The 17,183-nt window shown below is 55.6% G+C and carries 22 protein-coding genes; 13 read left to right on the top strand and 9 right to left on the bottom strand.

Features of this window, described 5'->3' with window-relative positions; genetic code table 11:
* The first annotated feature begins 47 nt into the window (after positions 1 to 47).
* Genes D9K61_RS10570 through D9K61_RS10580 form a run of 3 tightly spaced genes read left to right on the top strand, consistent with a single transcriptional unit; the run spans position 48 to position 2,178 of the window.
* A complete protein-coding gene (locus D9K61_RS10570) occupies positions 48 to 905 on the top strand; it encodes a DUF692 family multinuclear iron-containing protein (protein WP_120633217.1) in 858 nt (285 codons plus the stop codon).
* Positions 902 to 1,663 (top strand): putative DNA-binding domain-containing protein, encoded by a 762-nt coding sequence (locus D9K61_RS10575; protein WP_120633218.1) that lies wholly within the window; start codon positions 902 to 904, stop codon positions 1,661 to 1,663. Before D9K61_RS10570 ends, D9K61_RS10575 begins: the two co-directional genes overlap by 4 nt.
* Positions 1,660 to 2,178 carry a DoxX family protein gene (locus D9K61_RS10580; RefSeq protein ID WP_120633219.1) on the top strand — a complete coding sequence of 173 codons (519 nt, stop codon included), beginning with the start codon at positions 1,660 to 1,662 and terminating at the stop codon, positions 2,176 to 2,178. Before D9K61_RS10575 ends, D9K61_RS10580 begins: the two co-directional genes overlap by 4 nt.
* A 1-nt stretch (position 2,179) precedes the next feature.
* Here the strand turns inward: D9K61_RS10580 and D9K61_RS10585 are convergent, their stop codons facing one another.
* A complete protein-coding gene (locus D9K61_RS10585; protein WP_120633220.1) occupies positions 2,180 to 2,548 on the bottom strand; it encodes a hypothetical protein in 369 nt (122 codons plus the stop codon).
* A gap of 41 nt (positions 2,549 to 2,589) precedes the next feature.
* Positions 2,590 to 2,907, bottom strand: a complete 318-nt coding sequence (locus D9K61_RS10590; protein WP_120633221.1) for an ArsC/Spx/MgsR family protein — start codon at positions 2,905 to 2,907, stop codon at positions 2,590 to 2,592.
* Positions 2,908 to 3,122: 215 nt separating this feature from the next.
* On the opposite strand from D9K61_RS10590, the gene D9K61_RS10595 reads away from it, so the two are divergent.
* Entirely contained in the window at positions 3,123 to 3,329 is a 207-nt protein-coding gene (locus D9K61_RS10595) for a cold-shock protein (protein WP_010439113.1), read from the top strand.
* 83 nt (positions 3,330 to 3,412) lie between these two features.
* Here D9K61_RS10595 and D9K61_RS27300 read toward each other — a convergent pair whose 3' ends face one another.
* Both D9K61_RS27300 and thyX read right to left on the bottom strand, forming a co-directional pair.
* Positions 3,413 to 3,721: a hypothetical protein gene (locus D9K61_RS27300; protein WP_120633222.1), complete on the bottom strand. Its 309-nt coding sequence runs from the start codon at positions 3,719 to 3,721 to the stop codon at positions 3,413 to 3,415.
* A 62-nt stretch (positions 3,722 to 3,783) separates the two neighbouring features.
* Entirely contained in the window at positions 3,784 to 4,689 is a 906-nt protein-coding gene (gene thyX, locus D9K61_RS10605; RefSeq protein WP_120633223.1) for an FAD-dependent thymidylate synthase, read from the bottom strand.
* Between the two features lie 176 nt (positions 4,690 to 4,865).
* Here thyX and D9K61_RS10610 point away from each other — a divergent pair, with 176 nt between their 5' ends.
* Genes D9K61_RS10610 through D9K61_RS10620 form a run of 3 tightly spaced genes read left to right on the top strand, consistent with a single transcriptional unit; the run spans position 4,866 to position 6,702 of the window.
* Positions 4,866 to 5,294, top strand: a complete 429-nt coding sequence (locus D9K61_RS10610; RefSeq protein WP_120633224.1) for a VOC family protein — start codon at positions 4,866 to 4,868, stop codon at positions 5,292 to 5,294.
* A complete protein-coding gene (locus D9K61_RS10615; RefSeq protein WP_120633225.1) occupies positions 5,291 to 5,992 on the top strand; it encodes a DUF1194 domain-containing protein in 702 nt (233 codons plus the stop codon). Before D9K61_RS10610 ends, D9K61_RS10615 begins: the two co-directional genes overlap by 4 nt.
* Positions 5,989 to 6,702: a DUF1194 domain-containing protein gene (locus D9K61_RS10620; protein WP_120633226.1), complete on the top strand. Its 714-nt coding sequence runs from the start codon at positions 5,989 to 5,991 to the stop codon at positions 6,700 to 6,702. Before D9K61_RS10615 ends, D9K61_RS10620 begins: the two co-directional genes overlap by 4 nt.
* Here the strand turns inward: D9K61_RS10620 and D9K61_RS10625 are convergent, their stop codons facing one another.
* The 3 genes from D9K61_RS10625 to D9K61_RS10635 form a co-directional block, all read right to left on the bottom strand.
* A complete protein-coding gene (locus tag D9K61_RS10625) occupies positions 6,703 to 7,200 on the bottom strand; it encodes a MarR family winged helix-turn-helix transcriptional regulator (protein ID WP_174235093.1) in 498 nt (165 codons plus the stop codon). It lies immediately after the preceding gene.
* Positions 7,201 to 7,278: 78 nt separating this feature from the next.
* Positions 7,279 to 7,536 (bottom strand): succinate dehydrogenase assembly factor 2, encoded by a 258-nt coding sequence (locus tag D9K61_RS10630; protein ID WP_174235094.1) that lies wholly within the window; start codon positions 7,534 to 7,536, stop codon positions 7,279 to 7,281.
* On the bottom strand, positions 7,533 to 7,925 hold the full coding sequence (locus D9K61_RS10635) for a helix-turn-helix domain-containing protein (RefSeq protein ID WP_120633252.1): 393 nt from the start codon (positions 7,923 to 7,925) through the stop codon (positions 7,533 to 7,535). Before D9K61_RS10635 ends, D9K61_RS10630 begins: the two co-directional genes overlap by 4 nt.
* A 92-nt stretch (positions 7,926 to 8,017) precedes the next feature.
* Between D9K61_RS10635 and D9K61_RS10640 the strand changes: the two genes are divergently transcribed.
* Positions 8,018 to 9,220 carry a pyridoxal phosphate-dependent aminotransferase gene (locus D9K61_RS10640; protein WP_120633228.1) on the top strand — a complete coding sequence of 401 codons (1,203 nt, stop codon included), beginning with the start codon at positions 8,018 to 8,020 and terminating at the stop codon, positions 9,218 to 9,220.
* Positions 9,221 to 9,415: 195 nt separating this feature from the next.
* Positions 9,416 to 9,817, top strand: a complete 402-nt coding sequence (locus tag D9K61_RS10645) for a hypothetical protein (RefSeq protein WP_120633229.1) — start codon at positions 9,416 to 9,418, stop codon at positions 9,815 to 9,817.
* A 1-nt stretch (position 9,818) separates the two neighbouring features.
* On the opposite strand, the gene D9K61_RS10650 is transcribed toward D9K61_RS10645, so the two are convergent.
* Complete coding sequence (locus D9K61_RS10650; RefSeq protein ID WP_120633254.1) at positions 9,819 to 11,183, bottom strand: MATE family efflux transporter; 1,365 nt, start codon at positions 11,181 to 11,183, stop codon at positions 9,819 to 9,821.
* A gap of 242 nt (positions 11,184 to 11,425) precedes the next feature.
* Here D9K61_RS10650 and D9K61_RS10655 point away from each other — a divergent pair, with 242 nt between their 5' ends.
* The gene (locus D9K61_RS10655; RefSeq protein ID WP_254055741.1) at positions 11,426 to 12,304 is read left to right on the top strand and encodes an alpha/beta fold hydrolase; all 879 of its coding nucleotides are present in this window, start codon (positions 11,426 to 11,428) and stop codon (positions 12,302 to 12,304) included.
* A 43-nt stretch (positions 12,305 to 12,347) separates the two neighbouring features.
* Here D9K61_RS10655 and D9K61_RS10660 read toward each other — a convergent pair whose 3' ends face one another.
* Positions 12,348 to 12,956 (bottom strand): carboxymuconolactone decarboxylase family protein, encoded by a 609-nt coding sequence (locus D9K61_RS10660; protein ID WP_120633230.1) that lies wholly within the window; start codon positions 12,954 to 12,956, stop codon positions 12,348 to 12,350.
* A gap of 205 nt (positions 12,957 to 13,161) precedes the next feature.
* On the opposite strand from D9K61_RS10660, the gene D9K61_RS10665 reads away from it, so the two are divergent.
* The 3 genes from D9K61_RS10665 to D9K61_RS10675 all read left to right on the top strand — a co-directional run bounded on the left by D9K61_RS10665 (position 13,162) and on the right by D9K61_RS10675 (position 17,180).
* Positions 13,162 to 13,962 (top strand): oxaloacetate decarboxylase, encoded by an 801-nt coding sequence (locus D9K61_RS10665; protein WP_120633231.1) that lies wholly within the window; start codon positions 13,162 to 13,164, stop codon positions 13,960 to 13,962.
* A 203-nt stretch (positions 13,963 to 14,165) separates the two neighbouring features.
* Positions 14,166 to 16,124, top strand: coding sequence for a DNA topoisomerase IV subunit B (gene parE / locus D9K61_RS10670; RefSeq protein ID WP_120633232.1), 1,959 nt, complete (start codon positions 14,166 to 14,168; stop codon positions 16,122 to 16,124).
* The gene (locus D9K61_RS10675; protein ID WP_120633233.1) at positions 16,125 to 17,180 is read left to right on the top strand and encodes a GTP pyrophosphokinase family protein; all 1,056 of its coding nucleotides are present in this window, start codon (positions 16,125 to 16,127) and stop codon (positions 17,178 to 17,180) included.
* The last annotated feature ends 3 nt before the right edge of the window (positions 17,181 to 17,183 follow it).

Below are 17,183 nucleotides of genomic sequence, written 5' to 3' on the forward strand. Positions count from 1 at the left end.
GCGGGCCGTATCGCCCGCCCCTTTATTTGTGATCAAGGAACTGACAAATGCTGGACAATGCACTCAGGTCAAACCGTCTGCCCGCAGCACCGGGCGTTGGATACAAGCCGCAGCACTTTGCTCAGATTCTTGAACAGTCCAAGCCAGTCGAATGGCTTGAGATTCACGCAGAAAACTACATGGGTGATGGCGGTCGGCCCTTGGCGCAACTGCGCCATTTGTCAGAGCAATTCCCAATTTCAGTGCACGGTGTTGGCCTTTCCATCGGCAGCGAAGGACCGCTGGATGCCGATCATCTTGCCCGGTTGAAGCATCTGGTGGGTTGGCTGAACCCAGCCAGCTTTTCCGAACATCTGGCATGGTCCACGCATGACAGCCATTTTCTGAACGACCTTCTGCCCTTGCCCTACACGGACGCAACTTTGGCCAACATCTGCCACCACATTGATCAGGTGCAGGAAACTGTCGGGCGGCAGATGCTGCTTGAAAACCCTTCAAGCTATCTGGCCTTTGAAGAAAGCACCTGGTCCGAGCCCGATTTCCTTCGAGAAATTGCGCGGCGCACCGGCTGCGGTCTGTTGCTGGACGTAAACAACGTATTTGTGTCGGCCACTAATCTGGATTTCTCACCGCAAGGCTATATCGACGCCTACCCACTGGAAAAGGTCGGCGAAATCCACCTTGGTGGGCATGACGAAGATGAAGACGACCAAGGACACCCTCTGCTGATTGACAGCCATGGGCGCGAAGTTGTGGACCCGGTCTGGGCACTGCTGGACTATGTCCTTGACCGCTCGGGCCCGAAACCGGTTTTGGTCGAATGGGATACGGATGTCCCCGATTGGCCCGTTCTACGGGACGAGGCTGTGCGCGCTCAAACAGCGTTGGAGCGGATACCGGCATGAGCGTATCCCAGGCAGAATTTCAGGCGGCCTTACTGGACGCACAGGTCCCTGTCCCAAATGGCCTGACAGACGCCATGGCACAACCTGCTGGTCGCCGCTTTAGCGTATACCGCAACAATGTGGCTGTATCTTTGACCGAAGCGATGCATCAAGCCTTTCCTGTCATCACCAAGTTGCTTGGTACGCAGAATATGGATGGCCTTTCAGGGATCTTCCTGCGTCAGCACCCGCCGTCGTCGCCCCTGATGATGTTCTACGGCGAAGAATTTCCGAATTTTCTGGCCGACATGCCCCAGCTGTCACATCTGGGATACCTGCCCGACGTCGCCCGGTTAGAGCTGGCATTGCGGCACTCTTACCATGCCGCCGACAGTCAGGCCGCACCAGAGGATGCACTGGCCGTGTCGCCCGAGGCGGTCATGCAAGCCCGGCTGACCTTCGCACCGTCGATGCAGATTGTTCGCTCGGACTGGCCGATTTTCGCGATCTGGCGGCTCAACACCGAAGCAGACGCGCCAAAACCCGAGGCCCAGGCCCAGGATGTTCTGATTACGCGGCCCGAATACGACCCAATCCCGCAGGCCCTGCCATCAGGCGGAGCGGCTTGGATTGAACGCCTTCAAAATGGCGAAACTATTGGCGGCGCGTTTGAAAAAACCGCTGCAGAAACACCCGAATTTGACCTTGGCACCACTTTGGCACTGCTTTTGCAGGGCGGTGCGCTAACTTCTGTGACTATCGAAAGGCTGGAGATATGACTGCCCTGATCTCACTTCACAACAACGTTCTGGGAAAGGTGGACCACACGTCCAGCTGGCTAACCCCCACGCTTGCACGGCTGGTGTTTGTCGCCGTCTTGCTGATCTATTACTGGAATTCGGCCATGCTAAAGATCGACGGTTCGATCTTTTCGCCTTCTGCCGGTGCATTTGGCCAGATCTTTCCAAAAGCGGCCGAGGCGGTGCTGTACGATGTTACGCAGATGACCCTGTTCCAGCGTGTCGTCATCTTCTTTGGCACCGTTGCGGAATTTGTTCTGCCCGCCCTACTGCTGGTGGGCTTGTTCACTCGATTGGCAGCCCTCGGGTTGATCGTGTTTGTCTGGGTACAAACATTTGTCGACGTCACCGGCCATGGCGTGAAGCTGGGCGGTCTGTTTGATGCAGCGCCGTCGATTATGGACCAACGAACTTTGTGGACGTTCTTGTTGCTGATCATCGTGATCAATGGCGCAGGCCCACTGTCGCTGGACCGGATCCTGCGCCTTAAGTAATTTAGAAATGCGCCTTGGGCTCGTCCGGTTTTCCCGCGGCCAGCCCAAGGACACCGGCGACGCCGGCAAAGGCAATTGGGAACATCGTGAAGACACCAAAACCAAACGCGTAGTACATCCCTGCTGCGGACAACAACAACAAGATGCCCGCGATCAAAGCGCGGGCATGGGCCATAGCGCCACCCACAATTGCCAAAAGCGGTGCAATGATCGAAGCGGCCTGGATTAAATCCGGATTTTCGACCTGCTCCGCGACCCCCTCGATATCGCCGAAATGGTTGATCACTTCGACATACCCATATCCAAAGAAGCCGACGATCATGCCGATCAAACCGGAAATGACGCCCAAAATCATGGCAGCGTTACGCATAAACTATCCTCGCAGTTGCGAATGAGCAGATAAGTACTGGATCAGGAAACACCAAGCTTTGATCGTGTTTCGGCAGTCCAGCCAAGCAAAAACACCCCGTCCTTTTCGATCAGGGGGCGCTTCATCAGCGTGGGGTGGTCTTTCAACAACTCCATCGGTGCGCGGGCACGCTGTTCTTCATCCAGCCCGCGCCAGGTTGTTGACCGTGTATTGAGCAAAGCCTCGCCGAACTCGGCAAAAGCCTGCGACAGCACAATGTCTGGCACTCCGTCGTTTCTGACATCCGAGAATTCAGCATCTGGCAACATTTTCAGCGCCTTACGGCATGTGTCGCACGTCTTCAGACCATAAAGGCGCATCAATTTCCTGCTCCTGCGTTTGACTCAGTTTTGGGCATACCCGCCCATTTCTGGCGGTAATTCTTGATTTTTTACTTCACCATGCAATGTTGAAAAAGGTGAAACATGCAATTCGGACTGTATCTTGTTCTGGAAACAGTAAAGATTTGCCGTTTCTCCAATCACGGCCCCCACCAATTTGTGGGACAATGCGTAAGTAGAAGGAGACACGGGACATGCCAACCGGCACCGTGAAATGGTTCAATACCACGAAAGGCTATGGGTTTATTGCCCCTGATGAAGGGGGCAAAGATGTGTTTGTTCACATCTCAGCCGTAGAACGGTCCGGCCTGACCGGACTAGCAGACAATCAGAAAGTCTCATACGAGTTGGAGGACGGACGTGACGGCCGCCAAATGGCTTCTGATCTAAAACCCCTGTAATGCCCCCCTGCCCCGCGCCGGGAGTATCAATTAAGGTTGGCGGCCAATTTCCGGCCGTTAGCCGCCCCCTATCGGCATCTGCCTTATCCCCGTGCTGGCGTCTCTGCAGCATGCGTTAGCCAGTTTTGGCCCATAGCAACGATGCAGGACGTGCCCGTTGCATAGGTCACGACCATCGTCCAGTCGCCCCTCTCACTGCTCCAAACCTCCATGACCTGCTCTGGTCCGCGAACCCCGCTCGCCACACGCTCTGATCTGAATTGGCGCTTCAATTTGTCATGAAGCCTTCCGGTCGGCTCACAAATAACCTCGGCGATGGGAGATTTGGCCAGCGCCGGTGCAGTCAGCCCAAGGGAAAGACATAGAATAGGAATAACTGAGACACGTGTCATGAAACCAACGTAACAGTTCCATGACGACACGTATAGACAAACGCTATCTTTCAGAGTCGAATTTAGCGAATGATGGCCTCAAACTCACGCCACTCCCGCGCGGTCATCCCCGAGTTTTCCTGGGTGACGGTCTCTCCGGCTAGCATACGGCGCAGACTGTCGACCATCTGAGCGGATAGGTTGGCGGCACCAAGGCGGTAATCCTCAAAGGCTTTGTACGCAAACGGAACCCAATCAGCCACGATCTTGCACATCATATCGGCGTAAATCCGGATCTCGTATTGCGCATGCGGATCTGCGCGCAAACGCAGGAAATGGAACAGGTTGTGCAAATCTACCTTCCAATACCACTGCGTATAGATGTTTGCCGGAAGGTTCATCCGCGCCAACTCTCGTGCCAGACCCTGCTGTCCGTCCTGATTAATCATGGCTTCGTAATTGTCATAACACCGTGCGCTGTCCGCCTTGAGCATTTCCAATACGCGGGCGGCTTCTTCACCTTCCAGGGCCGCTCCGCGACCCTGATTGTTGACCTCGGACTGCGCGGCCACGTGTTCGGGCGCAGGAATGTAGAATTCACGATCCAGAATCGAATAGCGCGCAGAATATTCATTAACGTTTGCCGTGCGATGACGAATCCATTGGCGAGCCACAAAAACCGGCAGTTTGACATGCAGCTTGACCTCGCACATTTCAAACGGAGTCGAATGCCAGTGCCGCATCAGATACCGGATCAGCCCTTCGTCATTTTGCACCGACTTTGTGCCCGTGCCGTATGAAACCCGAGCCGCCTGGCAAATCGCAGAATCGTCGCCCATATAGTCGATCACGCGAACAAACCCGTGATCCAGAACCTGGTGGGCAGTATACAGGTGGTCTTCCATTCCCGCTGCAACGACGCGGCGTGTTGGATGCGACTGCGCGCGTTGCGCTTCGATCTCGGCCAGTTGGTCGACAGACAGCGGCATGAAATCTTCCTTTCCGGTAATGAGTCGCCGACCACTATATCTCGTCATTCCCGCCGCCGAAACCGCGAGATGTGCCTGTTGGTGTGCATTTTTTAATTTGTGCTTCCCTGCCCCCTCGACTCGCCCCTTCAGCGCGCTAAGCTGACTCCAAGTTTAATCAAAAAAGGAAAGCCACAATGGGGCTGACATATCTTCACACCATGGTCCGCGTGAAAGATCTGGAGAAATCCATGGCGTTTTATGAACTGCTCGGATTGAAGGAGATACGCAGGTATGACAGCGAAGCCGGACGCTTTTCGCTGATTTTCCTGGCGCCTCCGGGTCAGGAAGAAGCACCGATCGAACTGACCTACAACTGGGATGGTGACGACGAATTGCCAAGCGATAGCCGTCATTTTGGTCACCTCGCTTATGGCGTCGACAATATCTACGAGGCCTGTCAGCACCTTCAGGACAACGGGGTTGAAATCAACCGTCCTCCGCGTGATGGACGAATGGCTTTTGTGCGATCTCCCGACAACATCTCGGTCGAATTGCTGCAAATTGGTGAGGCGCTGGCCCCAGCTGAACCCTGGAGCAGCATGGAAAACATCGGCCACTGGTGATCCGTCAATTGATAGCATTGGGGTTGGCCGCTTTGGCCAATCCGGTTCAGGCAGAGCCCTGTCGTCTGGCGCTGGCGCTCGCGCTGGATATATCGGTATCGGTCGACGAGTTCGAAGATACCCTGCAAAGACAAGGGCTTGCCGCAGCCCTGATCGCACCCGAAGTTCAGGAAGCTTTTTTTGCGTCGCCCATGCCTGTTGCGTTAGCGGTTTACGAATGGGGCGGGCGATCGAACCAGCATGTGATTCTGGATTGGCTGTTGATCGACGATGTAGGCGACCTGCTGGCCGCCTCGTCCCGGATAAGTCAGTCTGCCCGGTCCGATATCGGCTCTGCCACCGCTATGGGATATGCATTGGCCTTTGGCGCAACACTGATGCAAAAAGCGCCAGAGTGTCTGTTTCAAACTATCGATCTGTCTGGTGACGGCTCGAATAATGATGGGTACGGCCCTCAGATCGCCTATCGGCATTTTCCTTTTGAAAACACTGTGGTCAACGGCTTGGTGATCAACGCCGCAGATTTCGAAGGCGAACTGTTTTTGATCCCGTTCTTTGAAAACAATGTTCTGCACGGCCCCGGCGCGTTTCTGGAAGTGGCGCAAGGGTTCGAAGACTTTGAGCGCGCCATGCGCAAGAAATTGGAGCGGGAACTGAAAGGACTGCAAATAGGCGCATTGCAAGGCGCTGACCCATGACAGCCCGGGTTCTGGCCGTGTTGCTAAGCCTGCTGGCCGGGGCGGCTTCGGCCCAATGCCGTCAGGCCCTGGCATTGGGGCTGGATGTTTCCGGGTCCGTAGACAGCCGCGAGTATAGATTACAGATAGGTGGCCTGGCTGCGGCGCTGCGCCGTCCCGAAGTTAGTCAGTTGATCCTGTCGAACAGCGCTGCTTCGATACGGCTTGCGATCTTTGAATGGAGCGAACCCGGCCATCACAGAATGCTGTTGGATTGGAGAGACATTCGCTCGATCTCCGATCTGGAGCAAGTCAGTGCGAAGCTCCGTGCGGTTGCCCGGAGCTCTGCGCCACAAGGCACAGCCGTTGGATCAGCCATGCAGTTCGGCGCGGGGCTGTTGGCGCAACAACAAGTTTGCTGGAAACGTACGTTGGATTTGTCGGGTGATGGGAAGCATAACCTCGGGCCGCATCCTCGTGACGTGAAATCTGCCTTGCTTGCGTCTGGCATCACCATCAATGGTCTGGTGATCGGCGCAGATGATCCCAGTCACGGTGACAAGCGGTATGTTCAGATCGGCGAACTGTCCGCTTACTACAACAGCTGGGTCATCCTGGGGCAAAATGCGTTCGTCGAAGTCGCGCTGGGCTTTGAGGCCTATGAGGACGCCATGACCCGCAAACTCATCCGGGAACTGGAAGGGCTGGTACTGTCAGATGCGCGCCCCTGATCAATAGATATAGCGGATCTGATCCGTCCAATACCGTTCGACCCGGCGTAACGACCCCGTGATATCCTCGATCCCTTCCAGACCCAATACGCCCCGGTTTTGCAATCCTTCGGCATGACGGGCGAACAAGTCTGACACGACGTCCCGAATTTCCCGCCCGCGAGGTGTCAGTCGAACACGGACCGAGCGCCGGTCAATCTCGCATCTTTGATGGTGCATATACCCCATCTCGACCAGTTTCTTGAGATTGTAGCTGACATTGCTGCCCTGATAGTAACCGCGGCTTTTCAATTCCCCCGCCGTGACTTCGTGATCACCGATGTTGAACAACAGCAAGGCCTGGACGGCATTGATCTCAAGCTCGCCGACCCGCTCAAATTCATCCTTGATGACGTCCAGAAGCAACCGATGGAGCCGCTCCACGAGTGCCAACGCCTCAAGATAGCTGGTCATGAACCCTTTGGTTCCCAACGCGGAGACCTGCAATTCCATACTCATCCGACCCTCCGATTCAGTCGTGGTGTTTCCGCCACGATGAACCGAAATCCCGAAAAATCGGTTAAGCCGGGTTTTCTGTTATTTTTGAAAGGTCTGCGCGATGTCCGCAATCAGGTCTGCATAGGGGGCCGGTGGTTGGACCTGACCCGTGACCCATTGATACAAATCCTGATCGTTTTCGTGCAGCAACGCATCGTAGGTCTCCAGACCAGCTCTATCCATCGTGGCCAGATTGCGATCTGCATAGGCAGACAGGATCAAGTCCATTTCCTTGATCCCCCGCCGCATCGAGCGCATTTTCATGCGCTTGATACGGACGTCGCGTGCTTCGGTCACTTCGCTGGTTCCAACATCAGACGCAGCTTTTTCTCAAGACGTGCCGCGCGTTCCGAACTGGCGCGCATTTCGCCGCGGATTGCCCGCAATTCGGCGACGGCACCGGCAAGGTCGAGATTGGTGTCTTCGGCATCCAGCGGGGCATCCATGCCTTCGCCTTCCCCAGTCAACAACCAAACGATGGACACGTTCACCATACCCGCCATCATCGACAACCGGTTTGCGCGGGGTTCGGATAAATCGTTCTCCCAGGCGGCAATGGTTGCCTTCTTGACCCCCAGACGTCGCGCGATCTGAGACTGGGTCATTCCTGCTGCTTCGCGCGCGCCTGCCAAACGATCCCCAAATGTTGCTGCGTCCGGTCCGTACCAGTCGGTCTCGTCATTCATTTGGGGCTCCAATTCTATTTTTGTATACTGCTTGATCGTCATTCGGGCGCACCCTATGACAGTCAGGTTGAACATTCAAACCGAGGCCGACCATGAGTTTCCTGTCTGCGACATTGTCACGCGTAAAACCTTCGCCCACCATCGCAATGACAGCCAAAGCGGCCGAGTTGAAGGCTGCCGGGCGCGATGTAATTGGTCTAAGCGCGGGTGAGCCGGATTTTGACACCCCTCAGAACATCAAGGACGCAGCCGTCGCGGCGATCGCAGCAGGTAAGACGAAATACACGGCGCCGGACGGCATCCCGGAACTAAAGCAGGCGGCCTGCGCCAAGATGAAGCGCGATCACGGGCTCGACTACACACCTGCGCAGATTTCGGTCGGAACGGGCGGCAAGCAGACGCTTTACAACGCGCTGATGGCGACAATGAACGATGGAGATGAGGTCGTTATCCCGGCGCCTTACTGGGTGAGCTATCCGGATATGGTGTTGCTGGCCGGTGGCACGCCGGTTGTCATCGAAACAACGCTGGAAAACAGCTTTAAACTGACACCCGAACAGCTTGAGGCGGCGATCACGCCAAAAACCAAATGGTTCATCTTCAACTCACCCTCGAACCCCACTGGTGCGGGTTATAGCCGCGACGAGTTGAAGGCGCTGACAGATGTGCTGATGCGCCACCCGCAGGTCTGGATCATGTCCGACGACATGTATGAACATCTGGCCTATGACGGGTTCGAATTCTGCACCCCGGCCGAGGTCGAACCCGGGCTGTATGATCGCACGCTGACTTGTAACGGCGTGTCCAAGGCCTATGCCATGACGGGCTGGCGTATCGGCTATGCTGCTGGCCCGGTTGAGGTCATTGCCGCCATGCGCAAGATCCAATCGCAGTCAACCTCGAATCCCTGCTCGATCAGCCAGTGGGCCGCGGTCGAGGCGTTGAACGGAACCCAGGCGTTTCTGGCCCCGAACAATGAGACGTTCAAACGCCGCCGAAATCTGGTGGTCAATATGTTGAATGCCATAGACGGGATCACGTGCCCTACACCTGAAGGCGCATTCTATGTCTACCCGTCAATCGCGGGTCTCATTGGCAAAACCACACCTGCCGGAACTCTTATCGATAGCGACGAGGCCTTTGCGACAGCCCTGCTTGAAGAAGTTGATGTAGCCGTTGTGTTTGGCGCTGCTTTCGGCCTGTCGCCCAACTTTCGGGTCAGCTACGCGACCTCGGACGAGGCCCTGACCGAGGCCTGCACCCGCATTCAGGATTTCTGTGCGAGTTTGAAATAGTAGCCCGGTAGCAACGGGTAGAGTCTCAGCCAACTTGCCCTGCCCGCTTGGACAGGGCTTTTTCTGCAGTCCCAATCGCCTGAATTTCTGTGACTTATGAAAATCATACCGCAAAACGACCCAGTTCCCGCTATGTTTGCTATAACTGATATCGACGGAAACCTGAGGCGTGTCACAAAAACTAAGTGAGGTGGAATGAGCACCCAGTTACCAGAGTACTATTTTCGCGTCCGCGAGAACGGAGCGGTCGTGTTCAAGATCAACACTGAAAACCGGCAACGCCGGATCGAGATGGATCAGATCGCTGTCATCAATATCCGCAATGGTGAGGTGAAACCGCACGGGCAACGCACATTGTCCGATGCAGATAAGGCCGAAATCGCGCAGTGGATGGAAGATCGCAAAACGCTGCTGGCACAACGGGATATTGATGATATTCATCGCGCGGTTGATTACCTGAACCTGACCACCCAATGGGCCCAATCCAAGGCCTCGAACGACCAGCTTGAGGATGTGACTGATCGGCTTTTGATGGCGATGCACGATCTGCGGTCGGTCCTGGTGCGCAAAAAAGCAGACCGGCTGAGCAAAGAGTGATCTATTCGGCTGGCACGCCGACTTCCCGCACAGACCGCATCCAGAACCGGGCCATCAACAGGACGGCTGCGCAAGCCAGACCCAGAACAAGTCCCAACCAGACGCCAATCCCGTCCATTCCCCGAACAAAGCCAAAATAGTAGGACGCGGGAATACCCACGACCCAATAGCTGAGTGCGGCCATGACCATCGGAATCTTGGCGTCCTGCAATCCGCGTAACAGGCCCAGTGCAATCACCTGCGCCCCATCCACAAGTTGGAACAGGGCGGCCATAGCCAGTAATCCACTACCGATTACAAGGATCTGGGTGCGTTGCGGATCATCGGCCTCCATGAACAGTGAGATCAACGGCTTGGCGCAGGTCAGGAACAATATCACCGTCAGAACGGACATCACTAGCGACATGCCGGTCACAGCAATCGCGCCTTTCTCCAGATGCGCACGATCCTTTCGCCCCAGTGCGTTGCCTGCCCGGATGGTTGCCGCGTTCGAAAGACCCAGATGCACCATGAAAGTGGCCGAGGCCAGGTTCAGTGCGATTCCATGCGCGGCCAGCGGCACCTGACCCAGCCATCCCATCATGATGGCAGAGGTTGCAAACAGGGTAACCTCGGCAAGTGTGGTCAGCCCAATGGGCACCCCCAGGCGCAGAACGCTAAAGAACATCTCCCAATCCGGGCGCCAGAACCGTTGGAACAGGCTGTGCTCGGGCAATACACGTATGGCGTAGATAACAACCGCAATCAAAGACACAATCTGCGTCACGATCGACGCAGTGGCGGCCCCCATCACACCAAGCTCGGGCGCACCCCAATTTCCGAAGATCAACGCATAGTTGGTCACCCCATTGACCAAGGCGGCCACAACGGTGATCCACAAAACGATCTGTGTTCTCTCCAACGCGGCGAGGTAGGATTTCACCACCATCACCAGCAGAGCCGGGAACAATCCCCACCCTGCAATGCGCAGATATTCTGACGCGATTTCAGCGACTTGTGGGTCTTGTTTAAGGGCGATGAAAACTGGGTAGGACCACCAGAGTAACGGCATCACCAGTGCTGCATAAAGCAATGACAACCACAGCCCCATGCGCGTTGACCGCCGTATACTGGTTTCATCCTCTTCTGCTGCTGCAGTCGCAACCATCGGCATAACCGCCCAGCCAAAGCCGGCGCCAAACAAAAACAAAACGAAATAGTAGCTGCCAGCCAATGTCACGGCGGCCAGCGCTTCGACCCCGTACCACCCCAGCATGATTGTATCCGTCAGGCTGATCGCAAACTGCGCCAGATGCCCACCGACCAGCGGCAGGCCCAGAACAGCAATGGCGCGGAAATGGCCGGGATATGTCATCACCTTGATCATCATTCCAGCCATATGCGCGGCCCGAGTTCGGGACAAGAGCGGATCGTTGAAATTTCAATTTGAGATCCGGAATCCGCATATTAACCTGCGCCCCAGCCAAAGACGACTTCTGCGCCAGACTTGTCCAGTGAAGACAGGAATGGGGTATAGCGTTTCTGGCAATCACCGCTTGGTTGGCATCGGGCGTGTTTCCCTTGCCGGACTGAAAATACTGGCAATACTGAACAGAGAAGGTGGGCATCTTGGAAACCAAACTCTTGGACCTGAACGGGCAACCCTTTTATGTCAGAACTTGGGGCGCACCCGAAAAACCACCTCTGCTAATGCTGCATGGGTTTCCCGAGTACGGCGGTGCGTGGAGCGATCTTGCCCCCCACTTGACCAACTGGTTCTTTTGCATTGCACCAGATCAACGCGGCTATGGGCAAAGCTGGGCACCGGAGGGTGTTGAAAACTATGCGCTGTCCCAACTGGTCTCAGATATGGCAGCGCTGATCGAGCAAGCATTTCAACGGGTCATTGTGCTTGGTCACGACTGGGGCGCCTCGGTTGCTTATGGTCTGGCAATGTTTCGACCAGATTTGGTAGATCGTTTAATCATTGCAAACGGTGTTCACCCGGTCCCGTTTCAACGCGCAATGGCATCGGGCGGACCACAATCCAAGGCCTCGCAATACATCAACAGCCTGCGTGCGCCGGACGCGGCCAAACGGTTTTCGGCCAACAACTACTCCAGGCTCGAGCAGTTCTTTCGCCACGGGATGGGTCTGGATTGGTTGTCGGATAGGAAAATGGACGCCTATCGCACAGAATGGGCGCGCCCCGGACGGCTGGAGGCTATGTTGAACTGGTATCGCGCCTCGCCGCTGGTCGTGGCTGCCCCAGGCCGGCCTTGCACTGATCTGCCCGAATTGCCTGTAGATCGGCTGCACGTCTCCTGTCCACATCTTTTGCTGTGGGGTCCTGAGGATAAGGCGCTACTGCCCGAATCCACAGAAGGGTTGGAAGATTTCGCGCCAAACCTGACCCGCGTCACGATCCCCAAAACCGACCACTGGTTGCACCATCAAAAACCTGAAGCGATGGCACAGGCGATTCTTGATTGGACCTCAACGGACTGAGCGACGTCCCGCTGACTCAAACGCACCAGCGCTGCGACTCGATTCACTTATGGCCCCAGTCTTGAGGGTTGTCCGAGTTGTTCGGCGACAGGCCCAGAACATCTCCGTCGGTAGAGCATCCCAACCCCAGAACAGTCCGGTTTGCATAGGAAAAATACGCGCAGACCTGATTGATCTCGAGGATTTCTCCATCATCCCATCCAACGTCCCGCAGTTTAACGACATCCCCTTCCACCAGATCGGCCGGAGCTTCGGTCAGTTGCCGAGCATACTCCATCGCCGCAACCTGCCGTGCGTCCAATGGCGCGTCTTCTGGTCTGCCCACTTCGATCGCCGCGCGAATTGCGTTGCCACGCGCTGTGTCGCCGAGAAGTCGCTGCAACCCATTGAAATGATGTTCGACACAATAGCCGCAGCGGTTCAGCGAACTGACCCAAACGCCCAGAACTTCAAGAAACCACTTGGGGATCTGATTGCCCGAATGGTGCAGCACATTCTTGTAGATCGCCATATGGCCTTCCATCGAATGCGGTCGCAAGGAATGCACCATCATGATGTTGTCGACATTATTGTCCGGGCCGGTGACCCGTTCATAGAGTTTCCGCAGCCTGCCGGTCGCCTCATCAAACGGCACGGTCTTGATCCAACTCATCTCGCCTGTTCTCCTTGTTTTCGATTGCCATCCGAAGGTTAGAAGGTGTTTTCGCCGGTTACGAGGTGAATTCGAAAATCAACCTTCATGATCTCCGAAGGTGTATCGAACAATTAGGATGTACCCAATGTTGACCTCGCCACGTGTTGCAACGAATGTTGGTTGTCGCGAACTGTTTTGACACCAATCGAAAGAGGATCTTGCCTTGCACCGCAACGAATTGACCAACCGCTTCCGCGAACTTCACGTTCCAAACAAGCCGGTGGTGATGCCGAACCCCTGGGACATCGGGTCCGCGAAAGTCATGGCGCGCTTAGGTGCGCTGGCGACGACCTCATCAGGGTATGGGTTCACGCAAGGACTGGCTGATGGCGGGCAGATGACGCGTAACTTGGCCCTGCAGCATGCAACCGAAATATGCGCTGCAGTCGATGTACCGGTGAACGGCGATTTTGAAAACGGATTTGGCGACAGCCCCGAGACAGTTGCCGAAACAGTGCAGTTGGCGGCAGAGGCAGGTCTAGCCGGCGTTTCGATTGAAGATACTGCCTTCCCAGGGGCAGGTTCCTATCCATTTGAACTTGCTCTGGCCCGCATAGAGGCGGCAGTCACCGCTGCTCGCGCGGCGGGAATTGTGCTGACGGCCCGGGCAGACGGTTGGCAGTTGCGAAATTATGATCAGGCCGAGGCATTGAGACGCTGCCAAGCGTTCGCCCAAGCAGGCGCTGATGTGATCTATGCCCCGCTGGTCGATGCGGACACCGCACGCGCTTTGGCCGCCACTGGAACACTGGTCAACATTCTGGCCGCAGGCGATATGCGTGATCTGACCACGCAACAGATGGGGGCGCTTGGTGCATCCCGCATTTCAATTGGCGGAGGGCTTGCCAGAGTTACTCAGCAAGTGACCATTGAAGGTACTCGCGCAATGCTGGAGCGGGGCGATTTCACCATCCTGAAAGGCGCAGCGAATATAGCAGAAATCGAAGCGCTGTTGACCAGATGAGCCAAAAGGCCGATGGCCCTTCTCGCAGGTCATGTAAATGCGGCAATGGTCGCCGAACCGGTTAACGGATTTTTTGCTCAAGGTGTAAGTTCTACTTCTTGCCGACAATCAAAGGCAAACCATCCACAACACCTCGCGTCCCTCTTCCCCCGGACCACATCACCTGCCATAATGGGGGAAACTTTAAAACAAGAGCAGCACACATGCCTGACGATCTGTTGACGCCCAGCGCGACCTCCACCTATGACGCCTCGTCCATCGAGGTGCTCGAAGGGCTGGAACCGGTTCGCAAACGCCCCGGCATGTATATCGGTGGCACGGATGAGCGTGCGCTGCACCATATGGTGGCCGAAATCCTCGACAACTCGATGGACGAGGCCGTGGCAGGCCACGCCAACCGGATTGAGGTGGAGCTGCACGGCGATTACGCCCTGACAGTCCGCGACAACGGGCGTGGCATCCCCATCGACCCGCACCCCAAGTTCCCCGACAAATCCGCGCTTGAAGTCATCCTATGTACCTTGCACGCAGGCGGCAAATTCTCGGGCAAAGCCTACCAGACCTCGGGCGGTTTGCACGGTGTGGGGGCTTCTGTGGTCAACGCGCTGTCGGATTCAATGGTGGTGCAGGTCGCGCGTGACAAGCAACTGTTTGAACAGCGGTTTTCGCGCGGGGTCCCTTTGGGGCCGGTGGAAAAGATCGGCGCGGCGCCCAACCGGCGCGGCACCACGGTGACCTTCCACGCCGATCCCGACATCTTTGGCCATCACAAGTTCAAACCGGCGCGACTGTTTAAATCCATCCGATCCAAGGCTTACCTGTTCTCGGGCGTTGAAATCCGTTGGAAAACCGCGATCGACGATGGCGAAACCCCGACCGAGGCGAGTTTCCACTTCCCCGGTGGCCTGTCGGATTACCTGAAAGAGACGATGAACGGATCGTCTACCTATGCCGAGCAGCCTTTTGCGGGCACTGTGGACTTTACCGAGAAGTTCAACGCCCCCGGCAAGGTCGAGTGGGCGATCAACTGGACGCCTTCGCGCGACGGGTTCATCCAGTCCTACTGTAACACCGTCCCCACCCCCGAAGGCGGCACGCATGTGGCCGGGTTCTGGGCGGCTGTGCTCAAGGGGATCAAAGCGTATGGCGAGCTGATCAACAACAAGAAAGCCGCGCAGATCACCCGCGACGACCTGATCACCGGTGGCTGCGCGCTGGTGTCGTGCTTTATCAGTGAACCCGAGTTTGTCGGCCAAACCAAAGACCGCCTTGCCACGGTCGAGGCGCAGCGGCTGGTCGAGAACTCTGTCAGGGATCACTTCGATAACTGGCTCGCCGCGGACACAAAGTCCGCGGGAGCCATTCTTGATTTCCTGATCCTGCGCTCGGAAGAGCGCCTTCGCAGGCGGGCCGAGAAAGAAACACAACGCAAGTCCGCCACTAAAAAACTTCGTCTTCCCGGCAAGTTGGTGGACTGCAGTAGTTCAACACGGGACGGCACGGAATTATTCATTGTCGAGGGCGATTCTGCGGGCGGGTCCGCCAAAATGGGCCGCAACCGCAAAACACAGGCCCTGCTGCCCCTGCGCGGCAAAATCCTGAACGTGCTGGGCGCGGCCAGTTCCAAACTGGGCACTAATGCCGAGATCAATGACCTGACCCAAGCGCTGGGTGTGGGCCTTGGCACCCGCTTCAACGTCGACGACCTGCGCTATGACAAGATCATCATCATGACCGACGCGGATGTGGACGGGGCGCATATCGCGGCGCTCCTGATGACGTTCTTCTTTACCCAGATGCGGCCCATGATTGACGCGGGTCACCTGTACCTCGCCTGCCCGCCTCTGTACCGCCTGACCCAAGGCGCCAAACGCGTCTATTGCCTGGACGAGGCCGAGCGCGATGAGTGGATGGAAAAAGGTCTTGGCGGCAAGGGCAAGATCGACGTGTCCCGTTTCAAGGGCCTCGGTGAGATGGACGCCAAGGACCTGAAAGAGACCACGATGGACCCCGCGTCCCGGAAATTGATCCGCGTCACCATCGACGAGGATGAACCCGGCGAAACCGGCGATCTGGTCGAGCGCCTGATGGGCAAAAAACCCGAACTGCGGTTCCAATACATTCAGGAAAACGCCCGGTTTGTGGAGGAGTTGGATGTTTGAATGGAACTGACTGAATTTAAAACTTTTCTCTCATCAAACTACAAAAAGCTAAAGAAGTTAGAAGAGGCAGCGGAACGCATTGCTCGCCACGCATTAGAAGAAGCGGGAATACCAATTTTGGACGTGACACATCGCCTAAAGGATGTGCCAAGCGCCGAAAACAAGCAGCGAAGCAAAAAGTATGAGAACCCTGAGTCGGAAATGACCGACCTAGTTGGCCTTAGAGTGATAGTTTATCTCGAAAGTGACGTGGAGCGCACCGAGAAGGCGCTTAGAAGTTGCTTTGAGGTTGATGAAAAAAACTGCGTCGACAAAAGAAAGAAATCTGTGGATCAAGTCGGCTACAGATCATTGCATTTGGTTTGCAGCCTTGGTGGAAGTCGAAAAGACATTCCAGAGTATAAAGACTTTTTTCAAAACAAGTTCGAAATACAGATAAGAACAGCCTTGGAGCATACGTGGGCTGAGATAGAGCACAAGCAGAATTACAAGGGTAGAAACATCTTACCGGAGAACCTTCAAAGAAGGCTGATGATTTTAGCTGGTGCTTTGGAATTGTTAGATAATGAGTTTTCCAACATCGTAAGCGAAGCGCAAACTTACGGAGAATTGGTTTCCGAGAGTAACATAAGTGTTCTTGAAGATGAAATTTCCGTGACTTCTGCCGAAGCACTGCTAGCGGACTTTGCGAAGCGGCACGATCGTAGAATTGAGGCAGTTGTGCCACCAAAAGATCGAATTATAGATGAGTTAAAGAATTTTGGAGTTAACACCAACTCAGAGCTAAAGAGCTTGCTGGAAGAGACTATAGATATCATCAGAAACCCTAACGAACACTTCTCGCTATTTGGTACTTACCGAGATGCCATGATGATAAAAGACTTGGATAGGTTCCTCAGAGATGCGTACAAGGGCGGTTTCACCTTTATGCGTGACGAAGTAGATTTTCTGGAAGGCGTATGCGGCTACAAAAACGTCCCGGAAAAACTCGCTCACTTTGGAGCCGACTTTGATCCGGTGTATTGGCACGAAGTAACTCAAGTAGACTATCGTTAGCCA

Origin of the sequence: Ruegeria sp. EL01 (assembly GCF_900313035.1) — a bacterium.
Lineage (GTDB): Bacteria > Pseudomonadota > Alphaproteobacteria > Rhodobacterales > Rhodobacteraceae > Ruegeria.

Bases quoted from the DNA above. Each gene is read 5' to 3' on its own strand.
- D9K61_RS10570 (WP_120633217.1), top strand. From the start codon at position 48: ATGCTGGACAATGCACTCAGGTCAAACCGTCTGCCCGCAGCACCGGGC.
- D9K61_RS10575 (WP_120633218.1), top strand. From the start codon at position 902: ATGAGCGTATCCCAGGCAGAATTTCAGGCGGCCTTACTGGACGCACAG.
- D9K61_RS10580 (WP_120633219.1), top strand. From the start codon at position 1,660: ATGACTGCCCTGATCTCACTTCACAACAACGTTCTGGGAAAGGTGGAC.
- D9K61_RS10585 (WP_120633220.1), bottom strand. From the start codon at position 2,548: ATGCGTAACGCTGCCATGATTTTGGGCGTCATTTCCGGTTTGATCGGC.
- D9K61_RS10590 (WP_120633221.1), bottom strand. From the start codon at position 2,907: ATGCGCCTTTATGGTCTGAAGACGTGCGACACATGCCGTAAGGCGCTG.
- D9K61_RS10595 (WP_010439113.1), top strand. From the start codon at position 3,123: ATGCCAACCGGCACCGTGAAATGGTTCAATACCACGAAAGGCTATGGG.
- D9K61_RS27300 (WP_120633222.1), bottom strand. From the start codon at position 3,721: ATGACACGTGTCTCAGTTATTCCTATTCTATGTCTTTCCCTTGGGCTG.
- thyX (WP_120633223.1), bottom strand. From the start codon at position 4,689: ATGCCGCTGTCTGTCGACCAACTGGCCGAGATCGAAGCGCAACGCGCG.
- D9K61_RS10610 (WP_120633224.1), top strand. From the start codon at position 4,866: ATGGGGCTGACATATCTTCACACCATGGTCCGCGTGAAAGATCTGGAG.
- D9K61_RS10620 (WP_120633226.1), top strand. From the start codon at position 5,989: ATGACAGCCCGGGTTCTGGCCGTGTTGCTAAGCCTGCTGGCCGGGGCG.
- D9K61_RS10625 (WP_174235093.1), bottom strand. From the start codon at position 7,200: ATGAGTATGGAATTGCAGGTCTCCGCGTTGGGAACCAAAGGGTTCATG.
- D9K61_RS10635 (WP_120633252.1), bottom strand. From the start codon at position 7,925: ATGAATGACGAGACCGACTGGTACGGACCGGACGCAGCAACATTTGGG.
- D9K61_RS10640 (WP_120633228.1), top strand. From the start codon at position 8,018: ATGAGTTTCCTGTCTGCGACATTGTCACGCGTAAAACCTTCGCCCACC.
- D9K61_RS10645 (WP_120633229.1), top strand. From the start codon at position 9,416: ATGAGCACCCAGTTACCAGAGTACTATTTTCGCGTCCGCGAGAACGGA.
- D9K61_RS10650 (WP_120633254.1), bottom strand. From the start codon at position 11,183: ATGATCAAGGTGATGACATATCCCGGCCATTTCCGCGCCATTGCTGTT.
- D9K61_RS10660 (WP_120633230.1), bottom strand. From the start codon at position 12,956: ATGAGTTGGATCAAGACCGTGCCGTTTGATGAGGCGACCGGCAGGCTG.
- parE (WP_120633232.1), top strand. From the start codon at position 14,166: ATGCCTGACGATCTGTTGACGCCCAGCGCGACCTCCACCTATGACGCC.
- D9K61_RS10675 (WP_120633233.1), top strand. From the start codon at position 16,125: ATGGAACTGACTGAATTTAAAACTTTTCTCTCATCAAACTACAAAAAG.